Origin of the sequence: Rhizobium sp. 25PS6 (assembly GCF_032464655.1) — a bacterium.
Lineage (GTDB): Bacteria > Pseudomonadota > Alphaproteobacteria > Rhizobiales > Rhizobiaceae > Rhizobium > Rhizobium laguerreae.
This window is the reverse complement of record NZ_JAWDIV010000010.1, coordinates 140,988-159,352: the sequence shown is the minus strand read 5'-3', so window position 1 is coordinate 159,352 and position 18,365 is coordinate 140,988. Positions and strand designations below refer to the sequence as shown.

Here is an 18,365-nt window from a genome sequence, read left to right as displayed (position 1 = left end):
GACCAGCATTTGATCGCCTGGCTGCGCATCGCTTTCGCCGCGGTCGTCATCCTTGCCGTCAGCATCGTGCTCATGCCGCTGCAGGTCCTGGCGCTGCGGTTCGACTGGCGGCTGCGCCGCCGGCTTCCGCGCGCCTGGCACCGGATCGTCTGCTATTGCCTCGGCATCCGCGTCCGCGTCATGGGTAAGCTGGAAGATCGCCGGCCGCTGATGCTCTGTTCCAACCATTCCTCCTGGCTGGATATCATGGTGCTGTCAGCCGTTGCCGACGTCGTCTTCATCGCCAAGATCGAGGTGCGCGACTGGCCGATCTTCGGCACGCTCGCCAAGCTGCAGAAGAGCGTCTTCGTGGTGCGCGAGGAGCGGCGCAAGACCGGCCATCAGGCAAACGAGATCGCCGGGCGCATGGCCGACGGCGAGATCGTCGTGCTCTTCCCCGAAGGCACGACCTCGGACGGCAACCGGCTGCTGGAGGTCAAGTCCTCGCTGTTCGGCGCTGCCGCGATGGCCGTGCCTTATTCGCCGACGGGAACGGTCGTGGTGCAGCCGGTGGCGGTTGCCTATACCCGGGTGCACGGCATCGCCATGGGGCGCTATCATCGGCCGCTCGCCGCCTGGCCGGGTGATATCGAGCTGCTGCCGCATCTCATCGATATCGTCCGCTGCGGCGCCATCGACGCCGAAGTTTCCTTCGGCGAGGCGGTGGATTACCGCGCCGAGACCAGCCGCAAGGAGGTGAGCGCGACGATCGCCCTGCGCATCCGCAACCTCCTGAACAGCCGCCTGCGCGGGCGAGAAATCTCTTAGAGCCTTTCCTGGTCAGATTGCAGCATTCTGCCGGAGCAGGTTTTCGTCGGGGCAGAGGCGATTGGCGAAGGGCATACCCCTTGGTACGTCCGAGCCGATCGCCTCTGATCCTGGCGGAAAGATGCCCGGCCCTTCGGGTTGGCTGAAACGGGCCGCCTGCTCGATCGGCCGGCTTGGCCGTAGAGCTTGGCTACGACGCGCGCCGGCCGGTCGAGCATTCGACTCCGTTTGAGCCAACAGAATGCTGCAATCTGACCAGGAAAGACTCTAGAAGAAGATTTCGATTTTCTCCGGCGGCAAAAACCACTAAATAGCGCGCCATGACACAGGACAGCGCCCTTCTCCAGGCCCCGGAATCGACACCCCGCGATGGCAGCAACAGCCGCAAGGTCTTCATCAAGACCTATGGCTGCCAGATGAACGTCTACGATTCCATGCGCATGAGCGATGCGCTCGCCCGCGACGGCTATGAGCCGACGGAAGATATGGAAGAGGCGGACCTCGTTCTCCTCAATACCTGCCATATCCGCGAAAAGGCGGCCGAGAAGGTCTATTCGGCGCTCGGGCGGCTGCGCGATATGAAAAAGAAGAAGGCGGCGGACGGCCGGGAGATGATGATCGGCGTTGCCGGCTGCGTCGCCCAGGCCGAAGGCGAAGAGATCCTGCGCCGCGCACCCGCCGTCGACGTCGTCATCGGCCCGCAGACCTATCATCGTCTGCCGGAGGCGCTGCGCCGGGCCAAACAGGGCCAGCGCGTCGTCGATACGGAATATGCGATCGAGGACAAGTTCGAGCATTTGCCGATCGCCGAGAGCCGAAGGATCCGAGCCCGCGGCGTCACCGCCTTCCTGACGGTGCAGGAGGGCTGCGACAAGTTCTGCACCTTCTGCGTCGTGCCCTATACGCGCGGCTCGGAAGTGTCGCGGCCGGTTTCCCAGATCGTCGAGGAAGCCGAAAAGCTCGCCGACAGCGGGGTGCGCGAGATCACCCTGCTCGGGCAGAACGTCAATGCCTGGCACGGCGCCGGGAGCCAAGGCGAGGCATGGAGCCTCGGCGACCTGCTCTATCGCCTTGCCGAGATCCCCGGTCTTGCGCGGCTGCGCTACACCACCAGCCATCCACGCGACATGGATGACCGGCTGATCAACGCCCATCGGGACCTCAGGGCCCTGATGCCTTATCTGCACCTGCCGGTGCAATCGGGCTCCGACCGCATCCTGAAAGCGATGAACCGGCGCCACACGGCGGCCGAATATCTGGCGCTGATCGAGCGCATCCGCACGGTGCGGCCCGATATTGCGCTGTCGGGCGATTTCATCACCGGCTTTCCGGGGGAGACAGATGAGGATTTTGAGGATACATTGAGACTTGTGGAGGAGGTCCGTTATGCACAGGCCTTCTCGTTCAAATACTCGACACGACCGGGCACGCCCGGCGCGGAGCTGAAGGATCAGGTGCCGGAAGAGATCAAGGCAGAACGGCTGGAACGCCTGCAAATGCTTCTCCTGAAGCAGCAGCAGGAATTTGCCGAATCTTGCATCGGCAAAGAGATCGACCTGTTGCTCGAAAAGCCCGGTCGCATGCCGGAACAACTAATCGGACGTTCTCCCTGGCTTCAATCCGTGAATGTTGATGCAAAAGCATCGCAAATCGGTGACATTATTAAAGTGCGAATCACAGGGACCGGAACAAACAGCCTGTTTGCCGAACGCGCAGAGGCTGCGGTCTAACCCAAGGAGCCTGACCGCTTGAACGGACAAGAATTGGTTTCTTCTTCACCGCGCCACCCCCGCACGCCGAGCGATACCAATCACTTCGTCCTGACGTTCGAGAACAACCGGTTCGCCAGCGAGCTCTTTGGTCAATTCGACCAGAACCTCAAGCTGCTCGAGCAACGGCTGAACATCGATGCGCGGGCACGCGGCAATTCGGTCGTCATCACCGGCGATGTCGTGACCACCAATCAGGCGCGGCGCACACTCGACTATCTCTATGAAAAGCTTCAGAAAGGCGGCAGCGTGGAACGATCCGACGTCGAGGGTGCAATCCGCATGGCGGTCGCCGCCGACGATCAGCTCAGCCTGCCGACGATGGAGCGCAAGGCCAAGCTGACGATGGCGCAGGTTTCCACCCGCAAGAAGACGATCATCGCCCGCACGCCGATGCAGGACGCCTATATCAGGGCCCTGGAACGCGCCGAGCTTGTCTTCGGCGTCGGCCCGGCGGGCACCGGCAAGACCTATCTCGCCGTCGCCCATGCCGCCCAGCTGCTGGAGCGCGGCGCTGTCGAAAAGATCATCCTGTCGCGCCCGGCCGTCGAGGCCGGCGAGCGCCTCGGCTTCCTGCCCGGGGATATGAAGGAAAAGGTCGATCCCTATCTTCGCCCGCTCTATGATGCGCTCTACGACATGATCCCTGCCGACAAGGTCGACCGGGCGATCACCGCCGGCGTTATCGAAATCGCGCCGCTCGCCTTCATGCGCGGCCGAACGCTCGCCAACGCCGCCATCATCCTCGACGAAGCGCAGAACACCACGTCGATGCAGATGAAGATGTTCCTGACGCGTCTCGGCGAAAATGCGCGCATGATCGTCACCGGCGACCCGAGCCAGATCGATCTGCCGCGCGGCGTCAAATCCGGCCTCGTCGAGGCCCTGCAGCTTCTGAACGGCGTCGAGGGCATCTCGATCGTGCGCTTCACGGATACCGACGTTGTCCGCCACCCGCTGGTCGGGCGCATCGTCAGGGCCTATGATTCCACCTATGCCGTCGCCGAAGACGTCAGCCGGCAGGACTAATGGCCGAACTCGACATCCAGATCAGCGTCGAGGACATCGGCTGGCCCGGCGAGGAGACGCTGCTGTCGTTTTGCGAACGCGTGCTCGGTGCCACCGCGGTCTATTTACGCGACAGCGAGAAGCAGCCATTCCCGACGATGCCGCCCGAGGTTTCGCTTGTTTTCACCGACGATGCCTCGATCCAGGACATCAACGCCGAATGGCGCGGCAAGGACAAGGCGACCAACGTGCTCTCCTTTCCGGCCTTTCCGGTTCAGCCCGGCAAGATGCCCGGTCCGATGCTCGGCGACATCATCATCGCCCGGGAGACGCTGGAGCGGGAAGCGGCCGAGCTCGAAAAGAGTTTCGACGACCACCTGACCCACCTTCTGGTGCACGGTTTCTTGCATCTTCTCGGCTACGACCATATGAATAGTGCCGAAGCCGAAATTATGGAGGGGCTGGAGACTCGCATTTTGGCGCAGCTCGGCCTATCTGATCCCTACGAGGGTCAAGACCTTAAAATGGAACCATGAGCGACTTTACGACGAAGCCGGCGGCAGACGCCAAAGACTCCGAGTCATCCTCCTCTTCGGACGAGGCAGGCAGTAGTAGTCGGCCATCCGGCCGATCCCAATCCTTCTGGTCGCGCGCCGCGCGCATCCTTCGCCCGCAACAGGGCTCGCGACTGCGCGAGGATCTCGCCGACGCGCTGATGACCGATGCGGCCGGCGACGACGCCTTTTCGCCCGACGAACGGGCGATGCTCAACAACATCCTGCGTTTTCGCGAGGTGCGCGTCGCCGACGTGATGGTGCCGCGCGCCGATATCGAGGCGGTCGACCAGAACATCACCATCGGCGAACTGATGATCCTCTTCGAGGAATCCGGCCGCTCGCGCATGCCTGTCTATGCCGATACGCTCGACGATCCGCGCGGCATGGTGCATATCCGCGACCTGCTCTCCTATGTCGCCAAGCAGGCGCGCAACAAGCGCCGAGGCCCGACGAAACCGGCCGCTGTCGTGCCGGCGATCGAGGTTGCGCCCGAAAACATCCAGAAGACCACGCGTTCGGCCAAGCAGAATTTCGATCTCGCCCGCGTCGACCTGCAAAAGACGCTGGCCGAGGCCGGTATCATCCGCAAGATCCTGTTCGTGCCGCCGTCAATGCTGGCGTCAGACCTGTTGCGCCGGATGCAGGTGAACCGCACGCAGATGGCGCTCGTCATCGATGAATATGGCGGCACCGACGGGCTTGCCTCGCATGAAGACATCGTCGAAATGGTGGTCGGCGACATCGACGACGAACATGACGACGAAGAAGTGATGTTCAAGCGCGTCGCCGAGGACATGTTCATCGCCGACGCTCGCGTCGAGCTGGAAGAGATCGCCCAAGCGATCGGGCCGGATTTCGACATCAGCGAGCAGGTCGACGAGGTCGATACGCTGGGCGGCCTGATCTTCTCCGCACTCGGCCGCATCCCGGTGCGCGGCGAGGTCGTCCAGGCGCTGCCAGGCTTCGAATTCCACATCCTCGACGCCGATCCGCGCCGCATCAAGCGACTGCGCATCACCCGCAAGCGCCACGCGGTTCGCCGCCGCGCCAAGACGGACGGCGACATCCCTCCCGGCGCCGAGGCCGGCGACGACCGGCCGGCGAAATCGACCGCCAACTGACAGGACCCAACTGACGGGACAAAGAGCCGCTTTTTTGAAAGACTGCGAACGGGTTGATTCGCGGTTTGATGGGAGTGCGCATGGAGCGGCTTGCGGACAGGGTTATCCTCGTCTGGGGTTTCAAACGGTCGCTGCTGGCTATCGCCGCCGGGGCATTCGCGGTTCTGGCGCTGCCGCCCATCGGCTTTTTCGCGGCGATGTTCGTTTCCTTCACGCTGCTCGTCTGGCTGATCGACGGGGCGGCGGCTTCGCCTGAAAGCGGTCTGATCGGCAGACTGTGGCCGGCGTTTGCCACCGGCTGGCTGTTCGGCTTCGGCTATTTCGTCGCCGGCCTCTGGTGGCTCGGCCATGCGCTGCTGATCGATCAGGAAGAATTCGCCTGGGCGCTGCCGCTGGCAATCCTCGGGCTGCCTGCCTGTCTTGCGATCTTCTACGGCCTGGCGGCCGCCCTTGCCCGCATCGTCTGGTCTGATGGCATGGGGCGGATCGCCGCGCTTGCGGCTGGCTTCGGGCTGATGGAATGGCTTCGAAGCTTCGTCCTCACCGGCTTTCCCTGGAACGCCATCGGCTACGGCATCATGCCGGTTCCGCTGATGATGCAGTCGGCGCATGTGATCGGGGCGATGGGCGTAACGGCCCTTGCCGTCTTCGTCTTTTCTGCGCCTGCCCTTGCCGGGACGCGGCAGGGCGCGCGACCGGGTATCGCGCTCGCCGTCCTCTTCTTTGCCGCCCATCTCGGTTATGGCGCCTATGCTCTCCATCTCGCGTCGCGGCCGGACACATTGCCTGAGGACAAGCGGCCGGTGGTACGGCTGGTGCAGCCGGCGATCGATCAGACAGCGAAAATGGATAACGACGTCGACCGCGCCGCCATCTTCGAGACGCATCTGAAGCTGTCGGCCGAAGCGCCGAAGAATGGCGGGCGCAAGCCCGATATCATCGTCTGGCCGGAAACGTCGATCCCCTTCATCCTGACCGACAACCAGGATGCGCTGACGCGGATTGCCGACACGCTCGACGACAGTCAGATCCTCATCGCCGGCGCCGTTCGCGCCGAGGAGATGGGACCAGGCACGCCGCCGCGCTACTATAATTCCATCTACGTGATCGACGGCCGCGGCCAGATCATCGCCGCCTCCGACAAGGTGCATCTGGTGCCCTTCGGCGAATATCTGCCCTTCGAGGACGTGCTCACCGAATTCGGCATCCAGAACGTCGTCGAGATACCGGGCGGCTTTTCGGCCGCCGCAAGCCGGCACCTGCTGGCGCTGCCCGGCGGGCTCAATCTCTATCCGCTGATCTGCTACGAGATCATTTTTCCCGGCGAAATGACCGGTGACATAAAAGACGCCAACGCGATCCTCAATATCACCAATGATGCCTGGTTCGGCGTAACGCCCGGCCCCCACCAGCATTTCCAGCAGGCGCGGGTACGGGCTGTTGAAACCGGCCTGCCGCTGATTCGCGACGCCAATAGCGGCATTTCAGCGCTGGTGAATGCACATGGGGAAATTATTGCGGGCCTCGATCTCGGAGAAACCGGCTTCGTCGATGCAACGCTCGATAGCATCGGCGATGGAGTCGGAACGACATTCCCCCGGCAAACTTACTTCTGGTTGACCGAGGCGCTGCTGATTTTGATTGCGCTAATTTCTCGCAGAGGTTTTATTTCCGGGTTGAATTGACCAAAAACCCCTAAAATTGCATAGTGATGTCAATCGGCGTTCTTAACGTATGTTTGAAGGTGGGTTCCTCACCGCTTGCAACGTGGCGTTTTGGGATGGATCAGGGGCATGCCGGTTAGAAACAGGTTGAAATTCTTAGCTAGGGCACGACCATGATTGAAAACAAGAAGAAGCCTAACCCGATCGACATCCATGTTGGCAGCCGTATTCGCCTCCGCCGTACGATGCTGGGCATGAGCCAGGAAAAGCTTGGCGAAAGCCTTGGCATTACCTTCCAGCAGATCCAGAAATACGAAAAGGGCACCAACCGCGTCGGCGCAAGCCGCCTGCAGAATATCTCGAACATCCTCAATGTTCCGGTGTCGTTTTTCTTCGAGGACGCGCCCGGCGAACATTCCAGTGGCGGCGGCGGCATGGAAGCCTCCAGCTCGAATTACGTCGTCGATTTCCTCTCCTCCTCGGAAGGACTGCAGCTCAATCGCGCCTTCGTCAAGATTTCCGATCCCAAGGTTCGCCGCAAGGTCGTGGAGTTGGTGAAAGCCCTGGCCGCTGAAGCCGACGCCGACTGACCACCCACCATCGCAGAATTCGAAAGGCGGTCGAAAGGCCGCCTTTTTTGCGTTTTTGGGGCAAAATTTGTCACTTTGCCGCAGATATAAAGATATATTTATGTCCTTCTGCGCTTGTCATCAGGCCTCGAACTGAGTACCTACTAGCTGGCTTTATTCTTTGAGGGGAATCCCGAAATGCGCGCAAATTATCTCTTTACCAGCGAATCTGTTGCCGAAGGTCATCCGGACAAGGTCTGTGACCGCATCTCCGACGAGATCGTCGATCTGGTCTACCGCGAAGCGGCCAAGACCGGCGTCAATCCGTGGGGCGTGCGCATTGCCTGCGAGACGCTGGCGACGACCAACCGTGTTGTCATCGCCGGCGAGGTCCGCCTGCCGCCGAGCCTGATGAAGAAGGACAAGGATGGCAAGGACGTCATCAATCCTTCGAAGTTCAAGGCTGCCGCCCGCCGCGCCATCAAGGATATCGGCTACGAGCAGGACGGCTTCCACTGGAAGACGGCAAAGATCGACGTGCTCCTGCACTCGCAGTCGGCGGATATCGCGCAGGGCGTCGACAGCGCCGCCGACCAGCAGGGCGACGAGGGCGCCGGCGACCAGGGCATCATGTTCGGTTATGCCTGCCGCGAAACGCCGGACCTGATGCCGGCGCCGATCTATTATTCCCACAAGATCCTGCAGCTGCTCGCAGTTGCCCGCAAGAAGGGCGACGGCGAAGTCGCCAAGCTCGGCCCCGACGCCAAGAGCCAGGTGACCGTGCGCTACGTCGACGGCAAGCCGTCGGAAGCAACCTCGATCGTGCTTTCGACCCAGCATCTCGACGAGAGCTGGGATTCGAAGAAGGTCCGCGCTGTCGTCGAGCCCTATATCCGCGAAGCGCTCGGCGAGCTGAAGATCGCCGACGATTGCAAGTGGTACATCAACCCGACCGGCAAGTTCGTCATCGGCGGACCGGACGGCGATGCGGGCCTCACCGGCCGCAAGATCATCGTCGACACCTACGGCGGTGCCGCTCCGCATGGCGGCGGTGCATTCTCCGGCAAGGACACGACGAAGGTCGACCGTTCGGCCGCCTATGCCGCCCGCTATCTTGCCAAGAACGTCGTTGCCGCCAGCCTTGCTGACCGCTGCACAATCCAGCTCTCTTACGCCATCGGTGTTGCTCAGCCGCTGTCGATCTATGTCGACCTGCACGGTACCGGCAATGGCATCAGCGAGGATCAGGTCGAAGCCGCGATCCGCCAGAACATGGACCTGTCGCCGACCGGTATCCGCCGTCATCTCGACCTCAACAAGCCGATCTACGCCAAGACGTCGGCTTATGGCCATTTCGGCCGCAAGGCCGGCCGCGACGGCTCGTTCTCCTGGGAGCGCACCGACCTCGTGAAGGCGCTCAAGGAATCCGTTAAGACCAAAGCCGCTGCATGACGGATATGGAACGCCGGGGGCGGGCGACCGAAGCCTTCTTCGGTCGCCGCAAGGGTAAGGCCCTGCGCGAACAGCAGGCCGAGACGCTGAACAGTCTCCTGCCGGCATTCCTGATCAATCTAACAGCGGCTCCGCCGGAGCCGCTGACTTCCCTCTTCCCGGTTCCGGTCGAAAAATTACGGCTGGAAATCGGTTTCGGCGGCGGCGAGCACCTGATCCACCGCGCGCTGGAGACGCCTTCGACCGGATTCATCGGCGTCGAACCCTTCGTCAATTCCATGCAGAAGCTGCTGTCGCGCATCGGTGAGACGGGTGCCTCCAATATCCGCGTCTATAATGACGACGCGACGCAACTGCTCGACTGGCTGCCGGACGGCGCACTCGATCAGATCGACCTGCTCTATCCCGATCCCTGGCCGAAGCGGAAGCACTGGAAGCGGCGTTTCGTCTCGAAAACCAATCTCGACCGTTTTCATCGCGTGCTGAAACCCGGCGGCCTGTTCTGCTTCGCCTCCGACATCGATACCTATGTAAACTGGACGCTGATCAAGTGCCGCAACCATGGCGGTTTCGACTGGATAGCCGACAATGCAGCCGATTGGCTGACGCCCTATGAGGGCTGGCCGAGCACGCGTTACGAGGCAAAGGCGCGCCGCGAGGGCCGGTCTTCGGCCTATCTGACGTTCAGGAAGATCTGAGGCAGTCGGCAAGTCGGCAAACGCGCCCATGATGTTCCTCACGTGAGCAATCGCGTAGGACGCTGATCTGATGGTTCCCGACAGCGACAAAAAACCGAACTGAAGGAGTTGCGCCCTGCCTTGCGACGCGTAGAGTTCCGCCGTCGGACCGGTTGCCATTAGCGCTCACGCGGCTATTTTCTGTGCTGGCCACCCTCCTCTCAATGGAAGAGAGACAATGACCGGGAGCAAGTCATGTGCCGAAATATAAAACCCCTGTTCAATTTCGATCCGCCAGCGACGGACGACGAGATCCACGATGCCGCACTCCAGTTCGTGCGCAAGGTGAGCGGAACGACTAAACCGTCGAAGCGCAATGAGGTCGCATTCGAGCACGCGGTCAATTCCATCGCGGCATGTGCCCGCGAGCTGCTCGATTCGCTGGAAACGTCTCAACCTCCTCGTGATCGCGAAGAGGTAGCGGCAAAGGCGCGCGCGAGAACGGCGGTCCGGTTCGCTTAAGGAAACCCTGTCACGCACAGGAGATCTCAATCAAGGCTCAAATGGCCTTGACGGTCAGTGCAGGCTGACCGTCTTCAATTCGTCCTCGGCAGCCTTGAAAAAGGTGCTGGAGCGGTTGTCCGTCAAAAGGATCGGCGTGCCGTCGGCGCCGAAGAGTGCCCAGAGATCGACGTTCGGATCGATATCCGGCGCCTCGGGAAAGCACTTGGCGACCTCATCGGTCCGCATTTTTCTGATATAGGCGACCTCGCCGTTGCCGATGTGGGCAAGCTCGGATTTGGTCAAGTGAGACGTGGCTTCTTTCATCAACATTCCTGTTCCTCCGGGAGAAGGGACCAACGGTTCAACAACCGTTGTGCTACTCTGAGACCGAAATGTTAATTTTCTTGACCATGCGCGCGGGTTCCGGACGAATTAGATCGACGGAGAGCAGACCGTTCTTCAGGGCCGCACCCAGCACCTGCATGCCGTCGGCAAGAACGAAAGTACGCTGGAACTGCCGGGCGGCGATACCGCGATAGAGATAGTCCCGCTCACCCTGTTCGACCTGGCGGCCGCGGATCAGAAGCTGGTTCTCCTCAATGGAGACGTCGAGTTCCTCCTCGCTGAAGCCGGCCACGGCAAGGGTGATGCGCAGACGTTCCGGCGCGCCGCTGTCGGCGCCGATGCGTTCGATATTATAAGGCGGATATCCGTCACTCGCCTTGGAAATGCGCTCCAGCGTCTTTTCCATGGCATCGAAGCCCAGAAGCAGCGGGCTGGCGAAAGGAGTAATGCGGCTCATCTCTTTTCAAGTCCTTGATGCAAGCGACCATCCCGGACCTCAAGTGCAGCATCCGGATGCCGCTAATATGGGGACAGAATACCGGCGCCGCAAGGCATGGGCCGCGACGTGCCGGCGTCACCTCTCGATTTTAAAGTGATGGCGTCAGGCTCCTTCCTTGACAAAGCGCCTGCTGCCTCGCATCAAAACATGCCGCGCGGATTGTACTGATTTGTGACGGGACGTGAAGAAATCGGTGCATACTCCGATAACCCGCAGTGCGAGGATGGAACGATCGGAATGGCAAGCGCAAGAAAGATCATCATCGACACGGATCCAGGCCAGGACGACGCGGCCGCCATCATGCTGGCCTTCGGCAGCCCCGACGAGCTGGAGGTGCTGGGGATCACGACGGTCGCCGGCAACGTGCCGCTTTCGTTCACCAGCCGCAATGCGCGCATCGTCTGCGAACTCTGCGGCCGGACGGAGACCGAGGTTTTCGCCGGCGCCGACGCGCCGATCGCCCGCAAGCTGGTGACCGCCGAACATGTGCATGGCAAGACCGGCCTTGACGGTCCGGAACTGAACGAACCAACGATGGCGCTGCAGCCTGGCCATGCCGTCGACTTCATCATCGAGACGCTGCGCCGCGAGCCGGAAGGTACGGTGACGCTGTGCACGCTCGGGCCGCTCACCAATATCGGCATGGCCTTCCAGAAAGCGCCTGATATCGCCCCCCGCATCCGCGAACTGGTGATGATGGGCGGCGGCTTCTTCGAGGGCGGCAACATCACGCCGGCGGCCGAATTCAACATCTATGTCGACCCAGAGGCGGCCGATATCGTCTTCCGCTCAGGCGTTCCGATCGTGATGATGCCGCTTGACGTGACGCATCAATTGCTGACCCGCAAGGACCGGGTGAAGCGCATGGCCGAGATCGGCACGGCGCCGGCAAAGGCCATGGTCGAGATGCTGGAATTCTTCGAACGCTTCGACATCGAGAAATACGGTTCCGACGGCGGGCCGCTGCACGACCCGACCGTCGTCGCCTACCTGCTGAAGCCGGAGCTTTTCAAGGGCCGGGACTGCAATGTCGAGATCGAGGTCCAATCCGAACTCACGGTCGGCATGACCGTCGTCGACTGGTGGCATGTGACCGAGCGCAAGCGCAACGCCAGGGTCATGCGCCATGTCGATGCGGACGGCTTCTTCGATCTGCTGATCGAACGCTTCGCCCGCATCTAAAGCTTCGGTTTCCCTTCCTCGCGAGGAGGAAGGAAACGATCTCAGGCGTCTTTTTCGTCGAAGACAGAGTTGGTTTCGGTTTCGGCCGGCTTCGGGCCGCCCTTGGCGACACCGACCATGGCCGGGCGCAGCACGCGCTCGCCGATGGTGAAGCCTGCCTGCACGACCTGGACGACGGTGTTGTTCGGCACGTCCGGGTTCGGCACCTCGAACATCGCCTGATGGAAATTCGGATCGAACTTCTGGCCAACCGGCTCCAGCTTGCGAACGCCGTGGCGTTCCAGAGCCGACAGCATGGCACGCTCGGTCATCTCGACACCCTCGATCAGCGTGCTCAGGCCGGCATCGGCAGTAGCCTTGGTTTCCGGAGAGATGGCGTCAAGCGCGCGGCGTAGATTGTCCGAGACGGCGAGCATGTCGCGCGCGAAACCCGCGACGGAATAGGACTTGGCATCCTTCACCTCGCGCTCGGTGCGGCGGCGCAGATTGTCCATCTCGGCAGCAAGGCGCAGATAGCGGTCGCGCAGCTCGCCGTTTTCGGCTTTCAGAAGCTCGATCGGGTCCGGCTGGGCGGGCTCTTGCTGCGCAGTTTCGTTCTCGACGTAGGCGGCAGCGTCGGCTGCGGCATCGGCCGCAGTTGCGTCAGGTCCGTTTTTCGTCGTGTCATCGGTCATGACGGTCTCCGGTTGGTGTCTTCAGATGCGCCCGATATCGAGGTTTGACCGAAAAAAATCAAGTCTGCGTGACAAAGAAGCGAAAATTCCGCGTGACTGATTGCTGCGCGTCAAAGCTGATTGCGCGAAAGGCGGGAGACGAGCTGGGCTGTGTAGTCCACCATCGGCACGATGCGGGAATAATTGAGCCGCGTCGGGCCGATAACGCCGACGGCACCGACGATACGATCGTCGTCGTCACGATACGGCGCGACGATGAGCGACGAGCCGGACAGCGAGAAGAGCTTGTTTTCCGAACCGATGAAGATGCGCACGCCCGAACCGCTTTCGGCGAGATTGAGGATCTCGATCAGGCTGTCCTTCTTCTCGAGATCGTCGAACAGCAGGCGCAGCCGGTCGAGATCCTCGGCGCCGGCAAGGCCTTCGAGCAGGTTGGCGCGGCCGCGGATGATCAGCTGCGTCGGCTTCCCCTCGTCCGGGCTGCCGGCCCAGACAGCGATGCCGCGCTCGACCAGATCGCGCGACAGGGCATCGAGTTCGTGACGGACGTCGTCTTTCAGCCGGCTTAATTGTTTGCGGAGCTCCGGTAGGGTCTGGCCGGACATATGGGCATTGAGAAAATTCGCCGCTTCCGTCAGCTGCGAGGAGGTGACGCCCGCCGGCAGTTCGATGATGCGGTTTTCCACCTGATCGTGATCGCCGACGAGCACGGCCAGCGCCTTTGTCGGTTCGAGCCGGATGAACTCGACATGTTTCAGCACCGGATCGCTTTTCGAGGTGATGACGAGGCCGGCGCCGCGCGAAATTCCGGATAACATGCGGCTTGCCTCGTTCATCATCGATTCGACGGGATTGCCGCCGCTTTCGGCACGCACCTGGCGGTCGATGCTGGCGCGCTCCTCGGCGGAGAGGTCGCCGACCTGCATGAAGGCATCGACGAAGAAGCGCAGGCCGATCTGGGTCGGCAGCCGGCCGGCGCTGACATGCGGCGAATAGATCAGGCCGAGCTCTTCGAGATCGCTCATCACGTTGCGCACCGAGGCCGGGGACAGCGACATCGGCAGGATACGGGACAGGTTGCGCGAACCGAGCGGCTCGCCGCTTTCCAGATAACCTTCGACGATGCGACGAAAAATTTCCCTGGAGCGCTCGTCCAGCGCAGCTACGGCATCCGAAACCGACGTCGACCTGATGCCCATGAAGCTTTCGAACCCGTGCTGATGATACTTCCCGAAAATATAGTCAAACTAACACCCGTGGCAAAAGGGAATTTGCAAATGAGCGCCGCCAATCGTAGAAGCGGTCAAATAAACCCCAGGAGATAAGAATGCGGCCTTCAGGCAGAAAGATCGACCAGATGCGCAAGGTCTCGTTCGAGCGCAATTTTTCCAAGCATGCGGAAGGCTCCTGCCTGGTGAAGTTCGGCGATACGCATGTGCTCTGCACGGCGAGCCTCGAAGAAAAGACGCCGCCATGGCTGCGCAATACCGGCAAGGGCTGGGTCACGGCCGAATACGGCATGCTGCCGCGGGCGACCGGCGAACGCATGAAGCGCGAGGCCGCCGCCGGCAAGCAGGGCGGCCGCACCCAGGAAATCCAGCGGCTGATCGGCCGGTCGCTGCGCGCCGTCGTCGACCTGCAGGCGCTCGGCGAACGGCAGATCACGCTCGATTGCGATGTCATCCAGGCCGATGGCGGCACGCGGACAGCGTCGATCACCGGCGGCTGGATCGCGCTTTACGACTGCCTGAAATGGATGGAAAGCCGCAACATGATCAAGGTCGACCGGGTCCTGAAGGATCATGTCGCCGCCATCTCCTGCGGCATCTTCGCCAGCCAGCCGGTGATCGATCTCGACTACATCGAGGATTCCTCGGCCGAGACCGATGCGAACTTCGTCATGACCGGCACCGGCGGGATTGTCGAGATCCAGGGCACGGCCGAAGGCACGCCGTTCAGCGAAGGCGAATTCACCTCGCTGATGCAGCTTGCCAGAAACGGCATCGGCGAACTCGTGGCGCTGCAGAAGCAAGCCGTCGAAGGATGAACCCCATGCTGGAAGGCATGTTGGAAACGGCGCTCTATGCGCGGGATCTCGATAAGGCCGAGACGTTTTACGAAGACGTTCTCGGGCTTGAAAAGATCGCCCGCGCCGCCAACCGGCACGTCTTCTTCCGCTGCGGGCCTGGCGTTCTGTTGATCTTCAATCCCGAAGAAACGGTGAAGCCGCCGGCGCCTGAAGCACTGCAGGTACCGCCGCACGGCACGAGCGGCCAGGGCCATGCCTGTTTCCGGGTGTCCGGCCGCAATATCGATGCCATGGCCGAACGGCTGACGGCGGCGGGCGTGGCGATCGAATCCGAAGTGCGCTGGCCGAACGGCGGCCGCTCGATCTATTTCCGCGATCCTGCCGGCAACAGCCTGGAATGCGCGGAGGCTAAAATCTGGGGCATCGAACAGGACATCTGAATGCGCAAGCTTGAAACGAAGACCATCGTCGTCGCCAGCCACAATGCGGGCAAGATTCGCGAGATCCAGGAATTGATCGGGCCGCTCGGCTTCACCGCCAAATCGGCCGCCGAGCTGAATTTCGTCGAACCGGATGAGACGGGCACGAGCTTCGAGGAGAATGCGACGATCAAGGCAATCGCCTCGGCCAATGCCGCCGGCATGCCGGCGCTGTCGGACGATTCCGGGCTGGTGGTCGACGCACTCGGCGGCGATCCCGGTGTCTACACCGCCAATTGGGCGGAGACATCAGACGGCACGCGCGATTTCGACATGGCGATGACCAAGGTGGAAAAGGCGCTGCAGGATGCCGGCGCGACAAAGCCGGAACTGCGCAGGGCGCGTTTCATCAGCGTGCTCTGCCTTGCCTGGCCGGACGGGCATACGGAGCTGTTTCGCGGCGAGGTGGAAGGCAGCGTCGTCTGGCCGCCGCGCGGCACGCAGGGCTTCGGCTACGATCCGGTCTTCCAGCCCGAGGGCTACGACATCACCTTCGGCGAAATGAGCGGCGAGGAAAAACACGGCTGGAACATCGGTAAGCCGCAAGCGCTGTCGCACCGGGCCCGCGCCTTCAAACTCTTTGTCGAAACCTGCCTGGAGGCATAAGGTCAGTCCGTGGACAATTTCGACACGCCAAGCACCTCGCGCGATGCGGCCCTGCTGCCCGATACCGGCGAGCCGGGCTTCGGCGTCTATGTGCATTGGCCCTTCTGCGCGGCGAAGTGTCCCTATTGCGACTTCAACAGCCATGTGCGCCACCAGCCGGTGGATCAGGAGCGCTTTACAGCGGCCTTCCTGAAGGAGATGGCGGCAGTCCGGGCGATCAGCGGCCCGAAGACGGTGACGAGCATCTTCCTGGGGGGCGGCACACCCTCGCTGATGAAGCCGGAAACGGTCTCCGCCATTCTCGACGGCATAGCGCGGCACTGGCATGTGCCTGATGGCATCGAGATCACCATGGAGGCCAACCCTTCGAGCGTCGAGGCCGAACGCTTCCGCGGCTACCGGGCAGCCGGCGTCAATCGCGTCTCGCTCGGCGTGCAGGCGCTGAACGACCGGGATCTGAAATTCCTCGGCCGGCTGCATGATGTCGCCGACGCGCTGAAGGCGATAAGGCTGGCGCGCGACATCTTTCCGCGCATGTCCTTCGATCTGATCTATGCCCGGCCGGAGCAGACGGTCGAGGAGTGGGAAAAGGAGCTGAAGGAGGCGATCTCCTATGCGGTCGACCATCTTTCGCTCTATCAGCTGACCATTGAGGAGGGCACGCCCTTCTACGGCCTGCACAAGGCCGGCAAGCTGATCGTACCGGACGGCGAGCAATCGGCAGTGCTCTACGAGGCGACGCAGGAGATCACCGCGCGCGAGGGCATGCCGGCCTATGAGGTTTCCAATCATGCCCGGCCTGGGGCCGAAAGCCGGCACAACCTGACCTACTGGCGCTACGGCGATTATGCCGGCATCGGCCCAGGCGCCCACGGCCGGCTGACGCGTGGCACCGAGAAGCTCGCAACGGCGACCGAGCGCAAGCCGGAAACCTGGCTCGACATGGTCGAGCGCGACGGGCACGGCATTCTCGACGAGGAGCGGCTCGGCTTCGAGGAACAGTCCGACGAGCTGCTGCTGATGGGGCTGCGGCTGAGAGAAGGCGTCGATCTGGCCCGCTGGCAGCAGCTTTCCGGCCGCGACCTCGACCCGAAACGCGAGGAATTCCTGCTCGAACACAAATTCATCGAGCGGATCGGCAATTCACGCCTGCGCTGCACGCCCTCAGGCATGCTGATTCTCGATTCCGTCGTCGCCGATCTCGCCTGCTGATATCATAAGACGAATGGATTTGCAGCGCGACGGCATCGATGTTGCCGCCGTGCCGGAAGGCAGTCTCAGCCGTGGCTGGTGGCACCGGCCTTGAAGAGGCTGCCGGTCGGTGTCTTCAAAAACATCTCCAGCGGAATATGCTCCTGGTGCAGGAAGCCGGTCGCCGGCAACAGGCCGTCGCGGACCATCTCGATGACAGCGACGACGGAGGCTGACGTCGTCCAGGCGATCGCCGTGCGGCGCGCCCCGGCAATCTCGATCGGGTAATAGGCGCGCACGAATTCCTTGCGGCGCAGGCCGCCATTCTCGGTGCCCTCGGCGGCGACATGGACATAGACGACATCGTCTTCAACCGGCGGCTTGGCATTGGTCAGGATCTCGCCGGCGAGCTTGCGCTTGTCGCGCATCAACAGCTCGTGGAAGAAGAAGTTCATCAGCTCCATATGGCCGGGATACCGCATGGTCTTGTAATCGAGATTGTCGATCTTGCCGAGCATGGTGTCGCACATGGTGCCAAGGCCGCCGGACGTCGTGAAGGCTTCGAGCTTGACGCCGCCGACATAGACGGTCTCATGCCATTCCATCGGCGAGACGAGCTTGCGCACACCGCCCTCGATGACCTCACAGTCGTTCAGATATTCGTTGACGACGCCCTCAGGCGACCAGTTGAAGGCGTAGCCGAGCAGTCCGGTCGGATGCTGCGGCAGAGCGCCGACGCGCATGCGGATCGACCGGCAGCGATCGAAGCCATCGGCCAGGCTTGCGCCGACGATGCCGACGAAACCGGGCGCCAGGCCGCATTGCGGCGCCATCAGGCCGCGCGCCGTCTTCGACAGCTCGATAATGAAATTGGTTGTGGGAACGTCTTCGGTCAGATCGAAATAATGAATACCGGCAAGATGGGCGGCACGCGCCAGCTCAATGTTCAAATGATAGGGCAGGCAGGAGAGCACCGCCTCGACATTCGAGAGCAGTTCGCCGATCACTTGCGGATCGGAGATATCGCCGGTGCGGCACTTGAAGGGGACGTCGCTCAGCGGCAACTGCGCGTCGACCCCGATGACCTCGAAGCCGCCTTCATGCAACAGCGTCGCCGCCAGCCGTCCGACCTTGCCCAGGCCGAGAACGGCGATCTTTTCGAAACTCATTCATTCCTCCCACGCGCCGTTTTGGCGCTTCAGTCTTTGACATGCACGTCATGCGCGGGAGGT

20 protein-coding genes are annotated in these 18,365 nt (G+C 62.0%); 15 read left to right on the top strand and 5 right to left on the bottom strand.

The window, feature by feature from the left end:
• Positions 1-9 precede the first annotated feature (9 nt).
• The 10 genes from RWK44_RS16340 (at position 10) to RWK44_RS16295 (ending at position 10,146) form a co-directional block, all read left to right on the top strand.
• Positions 10-807 carry a lysophospholipid acyltransferase family protein gene (locus RWK44_RS16340; protein WP_020048192.1) on the top strand — a complete coding sequence of 266 codons (798 nt, stop codon included), beginning with the start codon at positions 10-12 and terminating at the stop codon, positions 805-807.
• A gap of 320 nt (positions 808-1,127) precedes the next feature.
• Positions 1,128-2,537: a tRNA (N6-isopentenyl adenosine(37)-C2)-methylthiotransferase MiaB gene (gene miaB / locus RWK44_RS16335; RefSeq protein WP_316029102.1), complete on the top strand. Its 1,410-nt coding sequence runs from the start codon at positions 1,128-1,130 to the stop codon at positions 2,535-2,537.
• A gap of 18 nt (positions 2,538-2,555) precedes the next feature.
• Positions 2,556-3,605, top strand: a complete 1,050-nt coding sequence (locus RWK44_RS16330) for a PhoH family protein (protein WP_026264828.1) — start codon at positions 2,556-2,558, stop codon at positions 3,603-3,605.
• Entirely contained in the window at positions 3,605-4,120 is a 516-nt protein-coding gene (ybeY, locus tag RWK44_RS16325) for an rRNA maturation RNase YbeY (RefSeq protein WP_131662964.1), read from the top strand. Before RWK44_RS16330 ends, ybeY begins: the two co-directional genes overlap by 1 nt.
• Complete coding sequence (locus RWK44_RS16320) at positions 4,117-5,262, top strand: hemolysin family protein (RefSeq protein ID WP_131662963.1); 1,146 nt, start codon at positions 4,117-4,119, stop codon at positions 5,260-5,262. Before ybeY ends, RWK44_RS16320 begins: the two co-directional genes overlap by 4 nt.
• Before the next feature lie 80 nt (positions 5,263-5,342).
• Positions 5,343-6,947, top strand: coding sequence for an apolipoprotein N-acyltransferase (gene lnt, locus RWK44_RS16315; RefSeq protein WP_131662962.1), 1,605 nt, complete (start codon positions 5,343-5,345; stop codon positions 6,945-6,947).
• Between the two features lie 152 nt (positions 6,948-7,099).
• A complete protein-coding gene (locus RWK44_RS16310) occupies positions 7,100-7,516 on the top strand; it encodes a helix-turn-helix domain-containing protein (protein ID WP_020048186.1) in 417 nt (138 codons plus the stop codon).
• 177 nt (positions 7,517-7,693) lie between these two features.
• A complete protein-coding gene (metK, locus tag RWK44_RS16305) occupies positions 7,694-8,947 on the top strand; it encodes a methionine adenosyltransferase (protein ID WP_025392891.1) in 1,254 nt (417 codons plus the stop codon).
• Complete coding sequence (trmB, locus tag RWK44_RS16300; protein ID WP_131662961.1) at positions 8,944-9,645, top strand: tRNA (guanine(46)-N(7))-methyltransferase TrmB; 702 nt, start codon at positions 8,944-8,946, stop codon at positions 9,643-9,645. The genes metK and trmB overlap by 4 nt, the downstream gene beginning before the upstream one ends.
• A gap of 234 nt (positions 9,646-9,879) precedes the next feature.
• Positions 9,880-10,146: a DUF2277 domain-containing protein gene (locus RWK44_RS16295; protein ID WP_017958692.1), complete on the top strand. Its 267-nt coding sequence runs from the start codon at positions 9,880-9,882 to the stop codon at positions 10,144-10,146.
• A 54-nt stretch (positions 10,147-10,200) separates the two neighbouring features.
• Here RWK44_RS16295 and RWK44_RS16290 read toward each other — a convergent pair whose 3' ends face one another.
• On the bottom strand, positions 10,201-10,458 hold the full coding sequence (locus RWK44_RS16290; protein WP_003544838.1) for a DUF1150 family protein: 258 nt from the start codon (positions 10,456-10,458) through the stop codon (positions 10,201-10,203).
• A gap of 46 nt (positions 10,459-10,504) precedes the next feature.
• A complete protein-coding gene (locus tag RWK44_RS16285; RefSeq protein ID WP_131662960.1) occupies positions 10,505-10,930 on the bottom strand; it encodes an Hsp20 family protein in 426 nt (141 codons plus the stop codon).
• Positions 10,931-11,209: 279 nt separating this feature from the next.
• Here RWK44_RS16285 and RWK44_RS16280 point away from each other — a divergent pair, with 279 nt between their 5' ends.
• On the top strand, positions 11,210-12,154 hold the full coding sequence (locus RWK44_RS16280; RefSeq protein WP_131662959.1) for a nucleoside hydrolase: 945 nt from the start codon (positions 11,210-11,212) through the stop codon (positions 12,152-12,154).
• A 41-nt stretch (positions 12,155-12,195) separates the two neighbouring features.
• On the opposite strand, the gene grpE is transcribed toward RWK44_RS16280, so the two are convergent.
• Positions 12,196-12,828: a nucleotide exchange factor GrpE gene (gene grpE, locus RWK44_RS16275; protein WP_131662958.1), complete on the bottom strand. Its 633-nt coding sequence runs from the start codon at positions 12,826-12,828 to the stop codon at positions 12,196-12,198.
• Between the two features lie 110 nt (positions 12,829-12,938).
• Positions 12,939-14,027 carry a heat-inducible transcriptional repressor HrcA gene (gene hrcA / locus RWK44_RS16270; protein ID WP_012755759.1) on the bottom strand — a complete coding sequence of 363 codons (1,089 nt, stop codon included), beginning with the start codon at positions 14,025-14,027 and terminating at the stop codon, positions 12,939-12,941.
• A 128-nt stretch (positions 14,028-14,155) separates the two neighbouring features.
• On the opposite strand from hrcA, the gene rph reads away from it, so the two are divergent.
• Genes rph through hemW form a run of 4 tightly spaced genes read left to right on the top strand, consistent with a single transcriptional unit; the run spans position 14,156 to position 17,154 of the window.
• Positions 14,156-14,875 (top strand): ribonuclease PH, encoded by a 720-nt coding sequence (gene rph / locus RWK44_RS16265; protein WP_017958689.1) that lies wholly within the window; start codon positions 14,156-14,158, stop codon positions 14,873-14,875.
• The gene (locus RWK44_RS16260) at positions 14,872-15,297 is read left to right on the top strand and encodes a VOC family protein (RefSeq protein WP_131662957.1); all 426 of its coding nucleotides are present in this window, start codon (positions 14,872-14,874) and stop codon (positions 15,295-15,297) included. Before rph ends, RWK44_RS16260 begins: the two co-directional genes overlap by 4 nt.
• Positions 15,298-15,942 (top strand): RdgB/HAM1 family non-canonical purine NTP pyrophosphatase, encoded by a 645-nt coding sequence (rdgB, locus tag RWK44_RS16255; protein WP_131662956.1) that lies wholly within the window; start codon positions 15,298-15,300, stop codon positions 15,940-15,942. It begins immediately after the preceding gene.
• A gap of 9 nt (positions 15,943-15,951) precedes the next feature.
• The gene (gene hemW, locus RWK44_RS16250; protein ID WP_131662955.1) at positions 15,952-17,154 is read left to right on the top strand and encodes a radical SAM family heme chaperone HemW; all 1,203 of its coding nucleotides are present in this window, start codon (positions 15,952-15,954) and stop codon (positions 17,152-17,154) included.
• A gap of 65 nt (positions 17,155-17,219) precedes the next feature.
• Here hemW and RWK44_RS16245 read toward each other — a convergent pair whose 3' ends face one another.
• Positions 17,220-18,302: a saccharopine dehydrogenase family protein gene (locus RWK44_RS16245; RefSeq protein WP_064648416.1), complete on the bottom strand. Its 1,083-nt coding sequence runs from the start codon at positions 18,300-18,302 to the stop codon at positions 17,220-17,222.
• Positions 18,303-18,365 lie beyond the last annotated feature (63 nt).